Below are 17092 nucleotides of genomic sequence, written 5' to 3'. Positions count from 1 at the left end.
TGAACCCCAACTCCCACGCTTCCGTGTGTGGTTGAGGACGCCGAAGCCCACCTCAGGAGGCCCGCCCCGTGCCCGCCGACGACATCGACACCGGACACCCCCACTCCGCCCGCATCTACGACTACATCATCGGCGGCAAGGACCACTACCCGGCGGACCGGGAGGCCGGTGACGCCATGGTCCGGGAGTGGCCCGCGCTGCCCGTTCACATGCGGGCCAACCGGGACTTCATGAACCGGGCCGTGCGGTATCTCGCCGAGGAGGCGGGGATACGGCAGTTCCTGGACGTCGGGACCGGGATTCCGACCTCGCCGAACATCCATGAGATCGCCCAGTCGGTCGCGCCCGGGTCCCGGGTCGTGTACGTCGACAACGATCCCCTGGTGCTCGCTCTGTCGCGGGGGCTGCTGTCCGGCACGCCCGAGGGGAGGACGGCGTACGTCGAGGCCGACATGCGTGACCCCGCGGCCGTTCTCGACGCCCCCGCCTTCCGCGAGACCCTCGATCTCGGGGAGCCCGTCGCGCTCGCGGTGATCGCGATCGTGCACTTCATGCTGGACGAGCACGACGCCGTCGGGATCGTGCGGCGGCTGCTCGAGCCGCTGCCCGCCGGCAGCTACCTCGCGATGTCCATCGGTACGGCCGACTTCGCGCCCGAGGAGGTCGGCCGGGTGGCCCGGGAGTACGCGGCGCGGGGCATGCCGATGCGGCTGCGCACCCTGGAGGAGGCCGGGGAATTCTTCACCGGTCTGGACCTCGTCGAGCCCGGCGTCGTACAGGTCCACAAGTGGCGGCCGGACGGCACGGGCGGCGAGGTGATCCGGGACGAGGACATCGCGATGTACGGGGCGGTCGCGCGCAAGCCCCGTTGACCGGTTTGCGGACGCAATCGGTATCGGCGGCCAAGGTTCCGGTCTGCCCTCCCGCCAGCGGTTCATCACGATGTGGGAGCGACAACTCACGCCTTGTGGTTGCACACTTGACTACCGATGGTCACACGCGATTGGCTCCGCCAGAGCGAGATTTCACCGGTCCGGCGAACCTCCCGTTCGCATCCGGCGGTCCTCTCGTCCGTTCCTCCCCGCTCGGCAGCACAGCGAGGTGCAGCACCCTCATGAAGACTCCACCCCCCTCCCCCGCCCACGCTCGTGTCGCGACCCTCGCGGCCGCCGCCTGTCTGCTGCTGGCCGGCTGCTCCGGCGTCGGCGCGACCGACGACGCGTCCGGCGCGGACACGGCGGGCGGCTCGCGGATGAAGGTCGCCCTGATCACCCACGGCGGCGAGGGCGACGCCTTCTGGGAGCTGGTGCAGAAGGGCGCCCAGGCCGCGGCGGCCAAGGACGACATCGATCTGACCTACGCGAACGACGACGACCCGGCGGGCCAGGCCTCGCTGATGCGGGACGCGATCCGGCAGAAGGTCGACGGCATCGCGGTGACCCTGGCCAAGCCGACTGCGATGGCCGCTCCGGTCACCGAGGCCCGAAGGGCCGGCATACCGGTGGTCGGCCTCAACTCAGGTATAGACGACTGGAAGTCCGCCGGGCTGCTGGAGTACTTCGGCCAGGACGAGAGCGTCGCGGGCCGCGCCGTCGGCGACAAGCTGGACGACCTCAAGGCCAAGCACGCGCTGTGCGTCATCCACGAGCGCGGCAACGTCGCCCTGGAAGCGCGCTGCGCGGGCGTGAAGAAGGCGTTCGGCGGCGAGACGGACAACCTCTACGTGGACGGCACCGACATGGACGCCGTGACCGCGACCGTCCAGGCACGGCTGGCGCAGAACCCGGCCATCGACGAAGTCGTCACCAACGGCGCGCAGTTCGCGCTGGCCGCCGTGAAGTCGGTCGAGCAGGCCCGCGCCAAGGCCCGTGTCGCGACCTTCGACCTCAACAAGGACCTGGTCCAGGCGGTGCGGGACGGCGACGTGCAGTTCGCGGTGGACCAGCAGCCGTATCTCCAGGGCTATCTCGCGGTGGACTCGCTCTGGCTCTACCGGCACAACGGCAACACTTTCGGCGGCGGCGAGGCACCCGTGCTCACCGGGCCCGCGTTCGTCACGAAGGCGAACGTCGCCTCGGTCGCGCGGTTCGCCGCGGGCGGAACCCGCTGACCGGACAGTTCCCCCGACGGTGTCGCCAAAGATTCGGTCACGCGTGACGCGGACGCTCACTTGTACGGATAGCATCCTGCGCACCCCCTGTGACGTACTGGACACGCAGTCACCCCCGGCGCTCGTCCTCCCGTTCCCTTCCGCCTTCGCGCTGTCCCCGCCCGCCCTCCGCTGATCGCCCAAGGACGACAATGTCTCCACGGACAGGTCCCCGGCGCCGCCTCGGCTCCATCCGTCTCTCCCTGATCCTGCTGGCGCTGGTGCCCAGCGTGACGCTCGCCGCCGTGTGGAGCGTGACGACGATCCAGATGTTCTCGGAGGGCCTGGGGCTGCGGTCACAGACCGGGCTGAGCCGGTCGACCGGGGCCATGGGCACCGAGGCCACGCTCGCGCTCCAGCGGGAGCGCAGCTACTCCGCCGTATGGCTCGCCACGCGTCAGGAGGCCGCCCGCACCGCGCTCGACGCGCAGCGCGGCAAGACCGACAAGGCGGTCGCCAAGCTGCTCGCCCAGTCGGACGCGATCCAGCAGGCGCCGTCCCGGATCAAGGACCGGCTGTACTCGGTCGTCGCGTCGGCGAGCAGTCTGGAGTACTACCGGGGCCAGGTGGACAACCCCACCGACATCTCCGCCGTGCAGGCGCTCGGGCAGTACACGTCGATCATCGACGACCAGATCCACGCCTTCCAGGAGCTCTCCCAGGTCGACGACGGCGACCTCACCTCGCAGGCCGGTCCGCTCGTCTCGCTGGAACACGCGGCGGAGCTGGTGTCGCGCGAGGACGCGCTGCTGACGCTGGCCTCGCCGTCGCGGAAGATGGACGAGAATGCCTGGACCGAGTTCGCGGAGCTGGTGAACACCCGTCGCTGGCTGGTCGAGGACCAGATCCTCCCGGCGCTCGCGGGGACCGCCAAGGCGGAGACCGAGCGGATCCTGACCAGCCCGCAGTGGCGCACCCTGGAGAAGGCCGAGGACCAGGTGCTCGCGGCCCGCGCGTCGGCGGAGGGCGACGGGGCCGTCGCCGTTCCGGACGCGCAGAAGGAGTGGCGCAGCGCGCTGGTCACGGTCTCCGACGAGTACGAGGTGCTGATCCGGCAGCAGACGACCGCGCTGTTGCAGCGCAGCGCCGACAACGCGCGCAATCTGCTGATCAAGGCCGCTTCCCTGAGCGCGGGCGGGCTGATCGCCCTGCTGCTGTGCGTCTGGATGTCGTGGCGGATCACCCGCTCGCTGTCCCGGCGGCTGCACGGCCTGCGGGAGGCCACCCTCGGACTCGCCCAGGAGCGGCTGCCCGATGTGGTGGCCCGGCTGGAGCGGGGCGAGAAGGTCGACGTGGAGCTGGCGACGCCGCCGCTGGACTACGGGCACGACGAACTCGGCCAGGTGGCCGAGGCGTTCAACACCGCGCAGCGCACCGCCGTGTACACCGCCGTCGAACTCGCCGACACCCGGCGCGGCTTCCAGAAGGTCATCCTGGGCATCGCCCGGCAGAGCCAGAACCTGGTCAACCTCCAGCTCACCAAGCTGGACGCGCTGGAGCGCGCGCACCAGGACCCCGAGGTCCTCAAGGGCCTGTACGAACTGGACTCCACCGCCAGCCAGTTGCGCCGCTACGAGGAGAACCTCGTCATCATCAGCGGTGAGCGTCCGGGCCGCAGCTGGAGCGAGCCGGTCGCGCTGATCGACATCCTGCGCAGTGCCGTCGGCGAGGTCGCCGAGTACCGGCGGGTGGAGGTGCACACCGACGAGGAGGTGCACCTCGCGCCGCCCGCGGTGGCCGACGTCATCCATCTGCTGGCCGAGCTGATCGAGAACGCCACGCTGTACTCCCCCGCTCCGGCGCCGGTCGGGGTGCGGGCGGCGATGGTGGCCAAGGGGCTGGCCGTGGAGGTCGAGGACCGCGGGCTCGGCATGTCCGAGGAGGACTACGCCTCGTTCAACGCCCAGTTGGCCGAGCCGCCGCAGTTCGACGTGGTCGCGCTCGCGGACGACCTGCGGCTCGGCATGTTCGTGATCGCCCAGCTCGCGCGGCGGCACGGCATTACGGTCACGCTGCGCTCCTCGCCGTACGGCGGCACGACGGCGATCGTGCTGATCCCGCACGACGTGGTGGTACGGGACCTGCCGGCGCCGGACCGCGAGGAGGTGGAGCACACCGGGGCGGCCGAACCGGAGGAGCCCGTACGGGATTCCCGCCCCGTGGTCCCGGCCCGCACCGCGACCACCGCGGCCCCCGAGCCCGCCGGTCCCGGACCCGGTGCCGGTCTCACCCCGCTGCCGCGTCGCGTGCCGCAGACCAGCCTGGCGGCCGAGCTGCGCGAGGAGGCGGCACCCGCCGAGGACGACGACAGCGCCGACGACTTCACCGCGGAACGAGCCGCGTCCTCCCTCGCCGGCTTCCAACGGGGCACCCTCCGGGCCCGCGACGACGACAGCGATGACCATTCCGACGCTCCCGAGTCCACGGACCGGCGAGTTCCGGCCGCGCGTCGGGCGGCCGACGTCGTGGTCTCCGACGAACCGTCCGCGGCCGACGCCCCCTCCTCCTCCCGGGCCGCCGCTCCCACGTCCCCCACTCCGCCCGCCGACCGCTGATGAAGGACATCGCCATGACACGCCCCACCCCCGCCACGGACACCCAGCTCGACCAGTTGCTCACCGGACTCGTGGAGCGGGTCGCCGACGTCAACCACGCCGTGGTGCTCTCCGAGGACGGGCTGGTGGTGAGCAAGTCCACCGGGTTCCTGCGCGACGACGCCGAGCGGCTCGCGGCGACCGCGTCCGGTCTGATGAGCCTCAGCAAGGGCGTCAGCATGGACTTCCGGGGCGGGCCGGTGCGCCAGGCGCTCATCGAGATGGCCAACAGCTTTCTGATCCTCACCTCCGCCGGGCCCGGCGCCCACCTGGTCGTCCTCACCAACCAGGGCGCGGACGTCGGTGTGGTGGCGTACCAGATGAACATGCTGGTGAAGAAGATCGGCGAGCACCTCTCGGCGGCACCGCGGGCCCACGTCGGCCCGGGTGCGTGAGGTGGGCGGAGACGATACGGCGGGTCGGCTGGTCCGTCCCTTCACCCTGACCGGCGGCCGGACCCGGCCCAGCCGCACCGACTTCACGCTGATCACGACGGTGACGGCGGTGGACCCACCGCCGGAGCGGGCCCCCCGTCCACAGCCCGAGCAGCTGCGGATCCTGCGGCGCTGTGCCCGGCCGATCACCGTCGCGGAGCTCGCGGCCCATCTCGATCTGCCGGTGAGCGTGGTCGCCATCATGCTCTGCGATCTGCTGGAGGGCGGTCTGATCACGGTGCACCCGCCGCACCCCGTCACCCCCCGCACCCCGGACCTGGACCTGCTGGAGAAAGTGAGGGACGGTCTTGGCCGGCTCTGACACCACCGTGGAAGCGGTCGTACCGCCCGACACGGTCAAGATCCTCATCGCCGGCGGTTTCGGCGTCGGCAAGACCACCATGGTCGGGTCGGTCAGCGAGATCGCCCCGCTGCGCACCGAGGAGCCGCTGACCATCGCGGGCCTGGGCATCGACGACCTCGACGGCATCGAGCAGAAGCGGGCCACCACGGTGGCCCTGGACTTCGGCCGGATCACCATCAGCCGAGAGCTGGTGCTCTACCTGTTCGGTACGCCCGGACAGCAGCGGTTCTGGTTCATGTGGAACGACCTGGCGATCGGCGCGCTGGGTGCGGTCGTCCTGGTCGACGTCCGCCGGCCGGAGTCCAGCTTCGCGGCGATCGACTTCTTCGAGCGCCGGGAGATCCCCTTCGTCGTCGGCGTCAACGGCTTCCACGGCCAACACCCCTACCCGGCCGAGGAGATCCGGGAGTCCCTCGCGCTGCCGGAGCACGTGCGGGTGCTGCTGTGCGACGCGCGCGAGCGCGAGTCCTGCCGGGATGTGCTGATCGCCCTGATCGACCAGCTGATCGCGGATGCCCGTAAGGCGAGTTGAGCCGTGGCCGGTCCACGTGACCGCGCCGAGGGGCGGGAATGCGCCAAGCCTGACCTCGTCGGGGAGACACGTACACGCCGAACGGCGTCTTCTACGTCCGGCAGACGAGCGACCTGTCCTCCGGGACATGGACGGCCCTGCACCAGAAGCTGTACACCCAGCCCCTCAACTCCAAGCACTGCGGCATCCACCCGATCACCGCGGCCGAGTACGGCAACCTGACGGCCAAGCGGGGTACCCCGGCCTGGAACCGGCTCAAGTCGTACAACTACCCGGAGCGATACGTCCGGCACAGCGGCTTCGCCGGGCGGATCGACGCGTACCCCTTCGACCCGTTCGGCTACTGAGCAGCACGGCGGGGTTGTGACGAGCGCTCGACACAACCCCGCGCGGTCTGTGTGGCGTCAGCCCAGGCCGGCCGACTTCAGCCAGGCCTTGGCCACGTCGAGCGGGTCCTTGTTCTCCAGCTGGACCTGGGAGTCCAGGTCGAGGAGCGTCTTGGTGTCGAGCTTGGCCGAGACCGCGTTGAGCGCCTTCACGCCCTCCGCGCTGAGGCCGCTCTTGTAGACGAGCGGGGTCACGTTGGCGAAGCCGAAGAGGTTCTTCGGGTCCTTCAGGACGACGAAGCCCTCCTTGGTGATGGTCGGGTCGGTGGTGAAGATGTCCGCGGCCTGCACGGTGTTCTTCGTCAGCGCCGCCTGGGTCAGCGGACCGCCCGCGTCCAGCGCCTTGAACGACTTGAAGTTCAGGCCGTACTCGGACTCCAGGCCCTTCAGGCCCTGGTGCCGGGTCTGGAACTCCGGCGAGCCACCGATCACCAGGTCGGGGGCGGCGTCCTTGAGGTCCGCGAGCGTGGACTCGGCCGTCAGCTTGTACTTCTTCGCCGTCTCCGCGTTGATGCTCACGGAGTCCTTGTCCTCGGCCGGCGAGGACTCCAGCAGCGTCAGCTTGGCGTCCAGCTTGCTCTTGACCGCGCTGTTCACGGCGTCGGCCGACGTCTGCTGCGCCTTGGAGTCGAGGTAGGCGAGCAGCGAGCCGTTGTACTCCGGCAGAACGGTGATGGAGCCGTTCTTGAGCAGGCCGTACGTGGTCTCGCGGCTGCCGATGTTGGGCTTGTAGGTGACCTTGATGCCCTTGGCCTTGAGCGCCTCGCCGTAGATGTCGGCGAGCAGGATGCTCTCAGCGAAGTTGTTGGAGCCGACGACCACGGTGTCGCCGCTCGCCCCGTCCCCGGCGAGCGGGTCGGACTTGTCGTCGGAGGAGGAACATCCCGCCAGCAGCGCCGCCGTGGCGGCGAGCGCGACAGCGGCCGCGCCGGGATGGTTCCTGAAGGACCTGCTGCGTATAGCGGTGAAAGTCACGGTTCCCGTTCCGGATTCAGGGGTTGGGAGAACTCTTCCACTGATCCAATCCAGCCGGTTCTCAGTCAGTCAAGAGCGGTCAGGTCACCGATTGGCCTCAAAAATCGGAAGGTAACGGGCAGTTGCGCCGGGTGTGAAGGAGGGACGCTTGGGGTGCAGGGGGCTGTAACGGATTCTTGACGTACAGTTCCGGTCACGGCGCTGAAAGGGCGGTACTGTCCCCCGGACGAAGCCGTTCCAGGCCGTGTCACACCCGGACAACTGCGGTCACGTGAGACCTCGCGCGCCGTGCGACGCCCATGAAGGAGGCAACTCGGTGTCCACGAACGAGGAGGGCGCGCCCCGCCCGCGTCGCATACGCGGCTTCGCCGATCGCTGGCCCTTCCGGCGCAAGCTCAATCTCCTCGTGGGCGTCCCGCTCGCCGTGGTCGCGGTCCTGCTCGCCTACCTCACCGCCGACCAGTACTCACAGTCGCGGAACGCCGCGGACGCCGCCCGGCTGGTGCGCGAGAGCGCCGAGGTCGCCACACTCGTGGACCGGCTGGCCGCCGAGCACCAGCAGGCCGTACTGCTCTCCGTGCGGCACGAGGCCGCCCAGGGCGGCGAGCCCTCGTCCGCCGCCTACCGCACCGCCCAGACCATGGTGGACTCCCAGGTGGACCGGGTGCGCGACGCCTTCGGCGACCGGCTGCCGGACACCGAGGCGCAGGCGCTCCGGGGCGTCGAGGGCCTGAGCAGTCTGCGGGACACCGTCGAGCAGGGCTATCTGCCCGCCAGCAACATCGACCCGGCCTACACCCACGCCGCCCAGTTGCTGATCGACGGCCTGGGCCTGGACCGCAACCCCGATCTCGCGACCACCTTCACGGGCAACCTGCTGGACTCGCTGCTGCGCGCGGGCGCCGCCCACGGCGCCTTCGAGACCAGCGTCTTCTCGGCGTCGACCGGTGACTCCAACGCGCTGATCGAGTTCATCGACGCGATCGGCTCCTACGACGAGTACACGCACCAGACCGAACGTTTCTCCCGGTTCGCGACCGAGGCGCAGTCCGCGCAGCTCGACGGGCTCAAGTACACCGCGGCACAGAGCGTCATCAGCCGGCAGTTCGCCGATCTGCAGATCGACCCGGCGGCCGTGGAGGCCGGTTCACCCGCCGAGATCCGCGCCTCGCTCGCGACGGCGCTCGACTCCTACGGCGCCTACCGCGACCAGGCCAGGACACGGCTGGCGATCACCAACTCGCTCATCCACCAGATCGCCGACCAGGCCGACAGCGCCTCGGACACGGCGGCGTGGCGGGCGGTGCTCCTGCTGGGCTCCGCCGCGCTCGGCTTCGCCCTCTGGCTGGTGCTCGTGATGCTGGTGCGCCGCTCGGTGGTCCGCCCGGTGACGGCCCTGACGGGTGCCGCGCGGCAGGTCGCGGACGTCGCCGAGCGGGAGCTGGCCCGGGTGGCCGACGACGACGCCGAGGACGACGGTCCGCCGCGGCTGCGCGAGATGCCGGTGACGGCCCGCGACGAGATCGGCGAACTCGCCGAGGCGTTCAACCAGGTGCAGACGACGGCGGCCGCGCTGCTGGAGCGGCAGGTGCTCAGCCGGCGCAACGTCGCCGAGATGTTCGGCAACGTGGGCCGCCGGGTCAGCAACCTGACGACACGTCAGCTCGCGTTGATCGACGCGGTGGAGCGTGGCGAGACGGACCCCGCGCTCCTGGAGCGCCTGTACTCCATCGACCACATCGCGGTGCGCCTGCGCCGCAACGCCGACAGCCTGATGCTGCTGGCCGGCATCCACGAGGCGGACCTGGACGCGGGCCCCACCTCGCTCACCAACGTCGTACGCGCCGCGCTCGGCCAGATCGAGGGCTACCAGCGCGTGGAGCTGCGCGCGCGGACCGAGACACGGGTGGAGCCCGAGGTCATCGGCGACCTCACGCTGATGATGGCCGAACTCCTGGAGAACGCGGTGTCGTTCTCGCCGAAGGGCAGCCCGGTCGAGGTGGCGGTGGCGACCGCCGGCGACGACGCCGTCATCGTCGTCTCCGACCACGGCCTGGGCATGAGCCCGGAGCGCCTCGACGAGGAGAACGCCCGCCTGATCCGCCGTGAGCGGCTGGACGTCGTACCGACGAAGGTGCTGGGCCTTTTCGTGGTCGGCACCCTGGCCCGCCGCTGGGAGATCACGGTCACGCTGTCGCGCACGCCGGGCGGCGGTGTGACGGCCGAGGTGACGGTGCCGTCGTCGCTGCTGGTGACGGGGAGCACGACGGGATCCACGACCACGGCGGCGCTGGCGGCCGTCGTGGGCGGCGCGCTGACGACCGGGGCCGACGACCAGGCCCCCGGCGCCGCGGTGACCGGGCCCGTGCCCTCGCCCGCCGCGCGGGAGGACGCCGTACGGCCGGACGACGACGCGGAATCCGACGCGCCGCGGCCGCTGCCCCGGCGGGTCTCCCCGCGGGCGTCCGTCCCCGAGCCCACCCCTGACTCCTCCTCCGCCGACCACGCGCGAGCCGACAAGGCCGACCCCGACTCCCCCGCCGCCCGCCCCCTGCGCCGCCGCGTACGTGGCGCGACCCTGCGGACGAACGGCGAGGCCGGCGCACGGCAGGCGACGCTGCCGCGGAGCGCACGGACCATGGACGCCGAGGCGGTGCGGACCGCGCTCGACGAGTTCGAGGCGGCCGTGGAACGCGCGCACCGCGACAGTCCACGCGGCGACGCGGAAGCGTCCGCCGCCCCCGCGACCCCCCACTCGCACGACCAGAACGACCTCCCGGAAGGAGCGCAGCAGTGAGCACGTCGACAGGTGGCACCCCGGCCGAAGGCGCCACGACGGCCGAACTGAAGGCAGCCGCAGCCGACTTCACCTGGCTGCTCAACCGCTTCGCGACCGAGACGGCCGGCGTCGTGGACGCCATCGCCGTCTCGTCCGACGGGCTGCTCATCGCCGTGTCCGAGCTGCGCGAGCAGGCCCACTCCGAGCGGCTCGCCGCGATCGTCTCCGGCATCACGAGCCTGGCCGCCGGGGCCTCCGGCAACTACGGCCTCGGCGGCCTGAACAAGGTCATCATCGACCTGGAGGGCGGCCACGTCCTGGTCTCCGCGATCGGCAGCGGCGCCGTGCTCGGCGTCGTCACCGACAAGGAGGCCAAGCTGGGCAACATCGCCTACGAGATGACCGTGTTCGCCAACCGCGCCGGCAGCGCGCTCAGCCCGCAGCTGGTGCTGGAGCTGAAGAACAGCGTCGGCGCCGCGTCGGGTCGCTGACCCGGGAACGGACAACGCCATGGCGGACGGCACTCCACCAGCGGAACCGAGCGGCCCCGACCCGGTCGGCTATGCCTCCGCCGTGCGGCCGTTCCTGCTCACCGCCGGGCGGGTGGCGGACGGCGACGACGGACCGTCGCTGCCCGTGGAGACCCAGGTGGTGGCCACCGCCGAGGGGATCGACGCGCTCGGCCGGCTCTCCTTCGAACAGCACGACATCGTCGCCGCGTGCCGGCTGCCGCAGTCCCTCGCGGAGGTCGCGGCCCGGCTGCGGCTGCACCTGAACGTGGTGCGGGTCCTCGCCGAGGACCTGCGCGCGGCGGGACAGCTGACGGTGCACGTGCCCGACTCCGGCGTCGTCCAAGACGCATCCGTCCTGCGCAGGGTCATCGACGGCCTGCGCGCCATCCCCGACGCACGAGGGGCACTGAGTGACAGCGACTGAACCGGCGACCGTACGACCGCCGTTGCCGGTCAAGATGGTGATCTCGGGCGGCTTCGGCGTGGGCAAGACCACCGCCGTGGGCTCGATATCCGAGATCGAGCCGCTGACCACCGAGGCCGCCATCACGGAGGTCGCGGCCGGCGTGGACGACCTCACGCACACCCCGCGCAAGACCACCACCACCGTGGCCATGGACTTCGGCTGCCTCACCATCGACTCCACCCTGAAGCTGTACCTGTTCGGCACGCCCGGCCAGGAGCGGTTCGGGTTCATGTGGGACGACATCGTCGAGGGCGCGGTCGGCGGGCTGGTCATCGTCGACACCCGGCGCCTGGACGACTGCTACGCCGCCGTCGACTACTTCGAGCACAAGGGCATCCCCTTCGCGGTGGCCGCCAACGCCTTCGACGGGCAGGTGGAACACACCCTGGAGGAGATCCGCTGGGCCCTGGACGTCACCGAGGGCGTCCCGGTCGTCGTCTTCGACGCCCGGGAGCGCGGCTCGGTGCGCGACGCTCTGCTGGTCGTCCTGGAGTTGGCGCTGGCCCGCACGGAGGCCTGACGGCGACGTCACGGAATGCTCGCGCCCGCAAGGGAGTTGGCTTCCGTCATGAGCCTCGTCAGTGGAGTCGCCTCGCCGGCGCTGCCGGGAATGCTGTTCGAGGTCGACGCGGTCGCCGTACGCCCCTCCCCTCACGACCAGGAACGGTCCGCGAACCGCCGGGGCACTAGTTGTGCTTGCGCACCCCCGGTGACACCGCGAAGCGTCCCGCCGCCCAGAACACCGCGAGCGTCACCAGCGCCAGGCCGGCGACCAACGTCGCGCCGCCCACCACCTTCTCGTAGTCGCGCTGGTAGAGCCCGTCGACGATGTACCTGCCGAGCCCGCCCAGGGCGACGTACGCGGCGATGGTGGCCGTCGAGACGATCTGGATGGCCGCGGAGCGCAGGCCGCTGAGGATCAGCGGGAGCGCCGCCGGGACCTCGACCTGGAAGAGGACCCCGAACTCGCTCATCCCCATCCCCCGCGCGGCGTCCACCGGCGACGGGTCGACGGAGCGCATCGCCTCGTAGGTGGTGACGAGGATCGGCGGGACGGCGAGGATGACCAGCGGGGTCATCACGTTGACCATGCCGAAGCCGACCAGCAGGGTCATCAGCACCAGCAGGCCGAAGGTGGGCAGGGCCCGCCCGGCGACCGCGATGAAGGCGAGGGCGTTGCCGCCGCGTCCGTAGTGGCCGGTGACCAGGCCGACCGGCAGCGCGATCAGGGCGGCGATGCCGAGCGCCTGGAGGGTGTACTGGATGTGCTCGCCCACGCGGGTGGGGATGCCGTCGTAGCCCTCCCAGTGGGCCCCGTTGCCGAAGAAGTCACTGATGAAGTGGAACAGGTTCACCGGGCTGCGTCCTCCAGGGCTGCGGCGGCCGGTTCGGGCCGGTCGGCCTTCTGAGTCGGGCGCGAGCGGCGCGGCATCCACGGCGTGAGCAGCAGGCGTACGAGCACCAGCAGGGCGTCGGCGAGGATCGCCAGGACGGCCATGCTGAGCACGGCGTTCAGCGCGAGTTCGGGCCGGTTGTAGATGTTCGCGTCGTTGATCATGTTGCCGAGCGCGCCCTGGTTGCCGATCAGGGCGCCGACGCTGACGAGGCTGATGCTCGACACCGTCGCCACCCGCAGCCCGGCGATGATCGCGGGCACGGCGATCGGCAACTGGACCTGGACGTAACGGCGTACGGGACCGAAGCCCATGGCCGTCGCGGCGGCGAGCGTCTCCTGCGGGACCGAGCGGACGCCGTCGACGATCGCCGGGACCAGCACGACGAGGCTGTAGACGGTGAGCGGGATCATCACCGTGAGCTCGGTCTGGCCGGTGTAGTCGATGAGGAGGACGAAGAAGGCCAGCGAGGGGATGGCGTACAGCACGGTCGTCACCCACAGCACCGGCGGGTACAGCCAGCGGAAGCGCACGCACAACTGGGCCAGCGGCAGCGAGACCAGCAGTCCGGCCAGCACCGGGAGCAGGGCCTCGCGCAGGTGCAGCCCGATCAGCCCCAGCCAGCTGTGCTGGAGGTCGCTGGGGATGTCGAAGAAACGGTCCCAGTTCATCCGGCGACCTTCGCGTCCGTGAGGCCCTCGGGCCGGCCGTCGTCCTGGCCGTCCTCGGCGTGGGCGCCGCGGATCGCCTCGCCGATGGTCTGCTGCGAGACGACCCCGGTGGCCCGGCCGTCGGCGTCCACGGCAACGGCCCAGCCGGTGGGCGAGAGCACGGCGCAGTCGAGCGCGGCGCGCAGCGAGTCCGTGGCGGCCACGAACGGCCGTCCGTGCGGCAGCAGTCGTCCGGTGCCGATCCGCCCGGCGGTGAGGTCCCCCGGCTCGCTCCAGCCGAGCGGCCTGCCGTCCGCGTCGGTGACGAGGAGGTAGGGGGCGTCGCCCGCGGCGGCGATCCGCTCCGCGTCGGCGTCCACCGTGACGATCGGCTCGGTCAGCAGCTCCAGGCCCGCCGCCGGGAAGAAGGACAGCCGGCGGATGCCGCGGTCGGCGCCGAGGAAGTCCTCCACGAACGCGTCGGCGGGGTGGGAGAGCAGCTCGGCGGGCGGGGCGAACTGGGCGAGGTGGCCGCCGGTGCGCATCACGGCGACCATCGTGCCGAGCTTGACGGCCTCGTCGATGTCGTGGGTGACGAAGACGATGGTCTTGCCCAGCTCCTCCTGGATGCGCAGGAGTTCGTCCTGGAGTCCCTTGCGGACCACGGGGTCGACGGCCGAGAAGGGCTCGTCCATGAGCAGCACCGGCGGATCCGCCGCGAGCGCCCGCGCCACGCCGACGCGCTGCTGCTGGCCGCCGGAGAGCTGGTACGGGTAGCGCTTGGCGAGCGCCCCGTCGAGCCCCACCCGCTCCATCAGCTCCCGGGCGCGCGTCCGGGACTTCTCCTTGCTCCAGCCGAGCAGGCGGGGCACGGTCGCGATGTTGTCGAGGATGGTGCGGTGCTGGAAGAGGCCGGCGTTCTGGATGACGTATCCCATGGACCGGCGCAGGGTGTTGACGGGCTGCTGCTGGATGTCCACGCCGTCGAGGAGGATGGTGCCCTCGCTGGGCTCGACCATCCGGTTGATCATCCGCAGCGTGGTCGTCTTCCCGCAGCCCGACGGCCCCACGAGTACGGTGATCGAGCGGTCGGGTATCTCCAACGAGAGCCGGTCGACCGCCACCGTGCCGTCCGGGTACCGCTTGGTGACTGAATCTATCCGTATCAAAACGCCGAATACCCTTCGGGTCTGGCAGAGATTGCCCGCTTTTGACCACGGGCTTCGGGCCGTTGACGCCCGAGTCTAGACGTCTTGTGTTTCGGCAGTTCCGCCGGTGCGTGGCGGCTTCACGGTGAACGGGCCCGGCCGCAGGGCGGCGAAGGAACGGCCGCCCGCCGTCCACGACTCGACGGCACGCCAGCCGCCGCGCTCCGCGTACCGCAGCAGGGCGGCGGTGCCGAGCCGTGCCCAGGGGAAGGCGGTGCCGGGGGTGCCCCGTGCGTCCGTGACATCGACCTCGACCCGTTCGTCGAGGTCCGGGTGGGGAGCGGCCTCGGCGATCAACAGGCCGCCGGGGGCGAGGAGTCGGCCGGCCCGCTCGAGCAGGGCCGCCGGGTCGCCGCCGATGCCGATGTTGCCGTCGATGAGGAGGGCGGTGCCCCAACGGCCCTCGCCGGGGAGCGGATCGAAGACGGACCGGTGCAACGCCGTGCCGCCGAGCCGTGCAGTGCGGGCGACGGCGGCCTCACTGACGTCGATGCCGAGCACCTGCCGGCCCTGCCGCCCCAGCGCCACGACCAGCCTCCCCGGACCGCACCCGACATCGAGCACCGCTCCCTCGCACCGCCGCAGCACCTCCAGATCCGCGGCGTCGGCGTCCGCACACCAGCGCTCCACGTCCAACGGCAGCAGCCAGCCGTCGGTGCGGCGCAGGTAGAGGGGTCCTTGGCCGGTGCGGAGGGCGTGCGCGTAGGGGTCAACGGACCAGGGACGGCGGGCGATTGCCGTGGGTGGGTCGTGCGGCGGGTGGACGTGGGCGACGGGACCGGGCGGGAGTTGCGGTGCGCCGGAGCGGGCGGGACCAGCCGAAAGCTCCGGCCTGCGCGCGTCCGTGCCGGAGTCGGCCGGGGGATCCGGTCGGCGGCCGGCGACCGGGGACGGGAACGACAGCGGTGGCAGCTGTCCGTCGATGCCGGGATCGCCCGGGTCTCGCGGCGGGCGGCTGTCGGCGTCGGCGCTCGCGCCGGCTTCGTTCGAGGGTCGCCGCGTTCCGCCGCCGGGCGTCGCGTCCCGGCGGCGGCCGGCCCTGTCCGGCCCCGCCTGGCGGGCGATCCACGCCGCCGTCAGCTGCCGCAGGCCGCTCATCGGTCCGCCGGCGATCCGTCGCCGGACGTCGCGCCCCGGCTACGGCCGGCCCCGTCCGGCCCCGCCTGACGGGCGATCCACGCCGCCGTCAGCTGCCGCAGGCCGCTCATCGGTCCGCCGCCGGGGCCAGTCGCGTCAGCGCGCTCGCGAAACGGCCACCTGGTGCCGCCTCGGCGACCAGCTCGGCGTCGTACGCCGTGTCCACGTCCCGCAGGCGCGGCAGTTCGCGCACTCGCAGGCCGGCGAGCCGGGCACGCTGTACGGCGCCCGTGTGCGGCACCGACATCGGGACGCCCCGCAGCAGTGCCGGGTCGGGTTCGGCCAGGCCCAGCGCCCAGAAGCCGCCGTCCTCGGCGGGCCCGAAGTACGCGTCGCACTCCGCCCAGTCCACCGTCAGCAGCTCCGGCGTCACCTGCGGGGTGTCCATGCCGATGAGCAGGGCCGGGCCGTCGCAGCCGGCGAAGGCGTCGGCCAGTCGTTCGTCCAGGCCGCCCGCGCACTGCGGTACGACGTCGAAGCCTGGCGGCAGCCAGGGGCCCGGCCGCCCGTCCAGCACGAGCACCCGGCGCCGCGCGGGCGTGCGCGCCACGGCGTCCAACGTGTCCGCGAGGGCCGCCTCCGCGAGCACGGCGCCCTCCTCGGGCGTGAAGGGCGGCGTCAGCCTGGTCTTCACCCGGCCCGGCCGGGGCTCCTTGGCGATGACGAGGAGCGTGGTCACCGGCGGGCTCCCTTCGCGCCGGGGGCGGCCACGCGAGCGGCGCGGCGATCCTCGGCCCGGCCGCCGTCCTCCCGCAGCACCCGGCTCATGTCCCGCACCGCCTGCCACGTCCCCCGCCAGGTCCCGGTCACCTTCGACGCCCCCGTCCGCGGCAGGTACGGCACCTCGTACTCGGCGATGCGCCACCCGGCGTCGGCGGCGCGCACGACCATCTGGAGGGGGTAGCCGCTGCGGCGGTCCGTCAGATCGAGGCCGAGGAGGGGCGCTCGGCGGGCCGCGCGCAGGGGGCCCAGGTCGTGCAGGCGCAGGCCGGTGCGGCGGCGGAGGAGGCGGGTGACGGCGAGGTTGCCGGCCCGCGCCCGCAGCGGCCAGGCACCGGGGGTGCGGGGGCGGCGCCGGCCGAGCACCAGGTCGGCCTCGTCCGCCGCGATCCGTCGTACGAAGGGCACCAGGTCCCCCGGATCGAGGGTGGCGTCGCAGTCGCAGAAGCAGACGACGTCGGCCGTGGCGGCGCTCAGGCCCGCGTGGCAGGCGGCGCCGAACCCGCGCCGCTCCTCGTGGACGACGGTCGCCCCGAGCGCCCGCGCGATGTCGGCCGAGCCGTCCGTGGAGCCGTTGTCCACCACGATCGCCCGCCAGCCGGGCGGGATGCGCTCCAGCACCCAGGGCAGTGCCCCGGCCTCGTCGAGACAGGGGAGCACGACGTCGACGGACGCCGCGCGGGGCGCGTTCGGTGCTGTGGATGGGGTGGTCACGGCTCTCACCCTACGAGCGCGAAATAGACATATCGGGCATCGCCTTCTTACGAAACGAGGACGTCGGGCGCCTGCGGC

At 71.9% G+C, this 17092-nt stretch carries 17 protein-coding genes and 1 pseudogene; 11 read left to right on the top strand and 7 right to left on the bottom strand.

All coding sequences use genetic code 11. From position 1 onward, the window contains the following. Positions 1-68: 68 nt before the first annotated feature. From ACIRD7_RS01470 to ACIRD7_RS01440, 7 genes and pseudogenes are all read left to right on the top strand, one after another. Entirely contained in the window at positions 69-872 is an 804-nt protein-coding gene (locus ACIRD7_RS01470; protein ID WP_403448175.1) for an SAM-dependent methyltransferase, read from the top strand. 242 nt (positions 873-1114) lie between these two features. Next, positions 1115-2110 carry a substrate-binding domain-containing protein gene (locus ACIRD7_RS01465; protein ID WP_403448173.1) on the top strand — a complete coding sequence of 332 codons (996 nt, stop codon included), beginning with the start codon at positions 1115-1117 and terminating at the stop codon, positions 2108-2110. A 191-nt stretch (positions 2111-2301) separates the two neighbouring features. After that, a complete protein-coding gene (locus ACIRD7_RS01460; protein WP_403448170.1) occupies positions 2302-4704 on the top strand; it encodes a nitrate- and nitrite sensing domain-containing protein in 2403 nt (800 codons plus the stop codon). A 14-nt stretch (positions 4705-4718) separates the two neighbouring features. Further along, a complete protein-coding gene (locus ACIRD7_RS01455) occupies positions 4719-5138 on the top strand; it encodes a roadblock/LC7 domain-containing protein (RefSeq protein ID WP_403448167.1) in 420 nt (139 codons plus the stop codon). 1 nt (position 5139) lies between these two features. Beyond that, positions 5140-5499: a DUF742 domain-containing protein gene (locus ACIRD7_RS01450; protein ID WP_403448164.1), complete on the top strand. Its 360-nt coding sequence runs from the start codon at positions 5140-5142 to the stop codon at positions 5497-5499. Beyond that, the gene (locus tag ACIRD7_RS01445; protein WP_403448161.1) at positions 5486-6073 is read left to right on the top strand and encodes a GTP-binding protein; all 588 of its coding nucleotides are present in this window, start codon (positions 5486-5488) and stop codon (positions 6071-6073) included. Before ACIRD7_RS01450 ends, ACIRD7_RS01445 begins: the two co-directional genes overlap by 14 nt. 62 nt (positions 6074-6135) lie before the next feature. Continuing rightward, a pseudogene (locus ACIRD7_RS01440) lies at positions 6136-6411 on the top strand (AbfB domain-containing protein); the annotation flags it as partial. 66 nt (positions 6412-6477) lie between these two features. Here ACIRD7_RS01440 and ACIRD7_RS01435 read toward each other — a convergent pair. Further along, positions 6478-7434 (bottom strand): ABC transporter substrate-binding protein, encoded by a 957-nt coding sequence (locus ACIRD7_RS01435; RefSeq protein WP_403448158.1) that lies wholly within the window; start codon positions 7432-7434, stop codon positions 6478-6480. A 316-nt stretch (positions 7435-7750) separates the two neighbouring features. On the opposite strand from ACIRD7_RS01435, the gene ACIRD7_RS01430 reads away from it, so the two are divergent. Genes ACIRD7_RS01430 through ACIRD7_RS01415 form a run of 4 tightly spaced genes read left to right on the top strand, consistent with a single transcriptional unit; the run spans position 7751 to position 11711 of the window. Next, the gene (locus ACIRD7_RS01430; protein ID WP_403448157.1) at positions 7751-10231 is read left to right on the top strand and encodes an ATP-binding protein; all 2481 of its coding nucleotides are present in this window, start codon (positions 7751-7753) and stop codon (positions 10229-10231) included. Beyond that, entirely contained in the window at positions 10228-10704 is a 477-nt protein-coding gene (locus ACIRD7_RS01425) for a roadblock/LC7 domain-containing protein (protein ID WP_403448154.1), read from the top strand. Before ACIRD7_RS01430 ends, ACIRD7_RS01425 begins: the two co-directional genes overlap by 4 nt. 19 nt (positions 10705-10723) lie before the next feature. After that, positions 10724-11149, top strand: a complete 426-nt coding sequence (locus ACIRD7_RS01420) for a DUF742 domain-containing protein (RefSeq protein ID WP_403448152.1) — start codon at positions 10724-10726, stop codon at positions 11147-11149. A 34-nt stretch (positions 11150-11183) separates the two neighbouring features. After that, positions 11184-11711: a GTP-binding protein gene (locus tag ACIRD7_RS01415; RefSeq protein WP_403451601.1), complete on the top strand. Its 528-nt coding sequence runs from the start codon at positions 11184-11186 to the stop codon at positions 11709-11711. 166 nt (positions 11712-11877) lie between these two features. Here ACIRD7_RS01415 and ACIRD7_RS01410 read toward each other — a convergent pair whose 3' ends face one another. The 6 genes from ACIRD7_RS01410 to ACIRD7_RS01385 form a co-directional block, all read right to left on the bottom strand. Then, positions 11878-12546, bottom strand: a complete 669-nt coding sequence (locus tag ACIRD7_RS01410) for an ABC transporter permease (protein ID WP_403448150.1) — start codon at positions 12544-12546, stop codon at positions 11878-11880. Continuing rightward, complete coding sequence (locus ACIRD7_RS01405) at positions 12543-13256, bottom strand: ABC transporter permease (protein ID WP_403448147.1); 714 nt, start codon at positions 13254-13256, stop codon at positions 12543-12545. The genes ACIRD7_RS01410 and ACIRD7_RS01405 overlap by 4 nt, the downstream gene beginning before the upstream one ends. Next, on the bottom strand, positions 13253-14404 hold the full coding sequence (locus tag ACIRD7_RS01400; RefSeq protein ID WP_403448145.1) for an ABC transporter ATP-binding protein: 1152 nt from the start codon (positions 14402-14404) through the stop codon (positions 13253-13255). Before ACIRD7_RS01400 ends, ACIRD7_RS01405 begins: the two co-directional genes overlap by 4 nt. A 75-nt stretch (positions 14405-14479) precedes the next feature. Continuing rightward, the gene (locus tag ACIRD7_RS01395) at positions 14480-15346 is read right to left on the bottom strand and encodes a methyltransferase domain-containing protein (RefSeq protein WP_403451600.1); all 867 of its coding nucleotides are present in this window, start codon (positions 15344-15346) and stop codon (positions 14480-14482) included. Between the two features lie 301 nt (positions 15347-15647). Next, on the bottom strand, positions 15648-16259 hold the full coding sequence (locus ACIRD7_RS01390) for a DUF2064 domain-containing protein (RefSeq protein ID WP_403448143.1): 612 nt from the start codon (positions 16257-16259) through the stop codon (positions 15648-15650). Then, positions 16256-17023, bottom strand: coding sequence for a glycosyltransferase family 2 protein (locus tag ACIRD7_RS01385; RefSeq protein WP_403448140.1), 768 nt, complete (start codon positions 17021-17023; stop codon positions 16256-16258). Before ACIRD7_RS01385 ends, ACIRD7_RS01390 begins: the two co-directional genes overlap by 4 nt. Between the last annotated feature and the right edge of the window lie 69 nt (positions 17024-17092).

The organism is Streptomyces sp. NPDC093568, from assembly GCF_044764945.1.
Lineage (GTDB): Bacteria > Actinomycetota > Actinomycetes > Streptomycetales > Streptomycetaceae > Streptomyces.
The sequence above is the reverse complement of the archived record's forward strand: the minus strand, read 5'-3'. Positions and strand labels throughout refer to the sequence as shown.

Coding starts and splice junctions, on each gene's coding strand:
- ACIRD7_RS01405 (WP_403448147.1), bottom strand. CDS start 13,256: ATGAACTGGGACCGTTTCTTCGACATCCCCAGCGACCTCCAGCACAGC.
- ACIRD7_RS01455 (WP_403448167.1), top strand. CDS start 4,719: ATGACACGCCCCACCCCCGCCACGGACACCCAGCTCGACCAGTTGCTC.
- ACIRD7_RS01460 (WP_403448170.1), top strand. CDS start 2,302: ATGTCTCCACGGACAGGTCCCCGGCGCCGCCTCGGCTCCATCCGTCTC.
- ACIRD7_RS01420 (WP_403448152.1), top strand. CDS start 10,724: ATGGCGGACGGCACTCCACCAGCGGAACCGAGCGGCCCCGACCCGGTC.
- ACIRD7_RS01415 (WP_403451601.1), top strand. CDS start 11,184: ATGGTGATCTCGGGCGGCTTCGGCGTGGGCAAGACCACCGCCGTGGGC.
- ACIRD7_RS01465 (WP_403448173.1), top strand. CDS start 1,115: ATGAAGACTCCACCCCCCTCCCCCGCCCACGCTCGTGTCGCGACCCTC.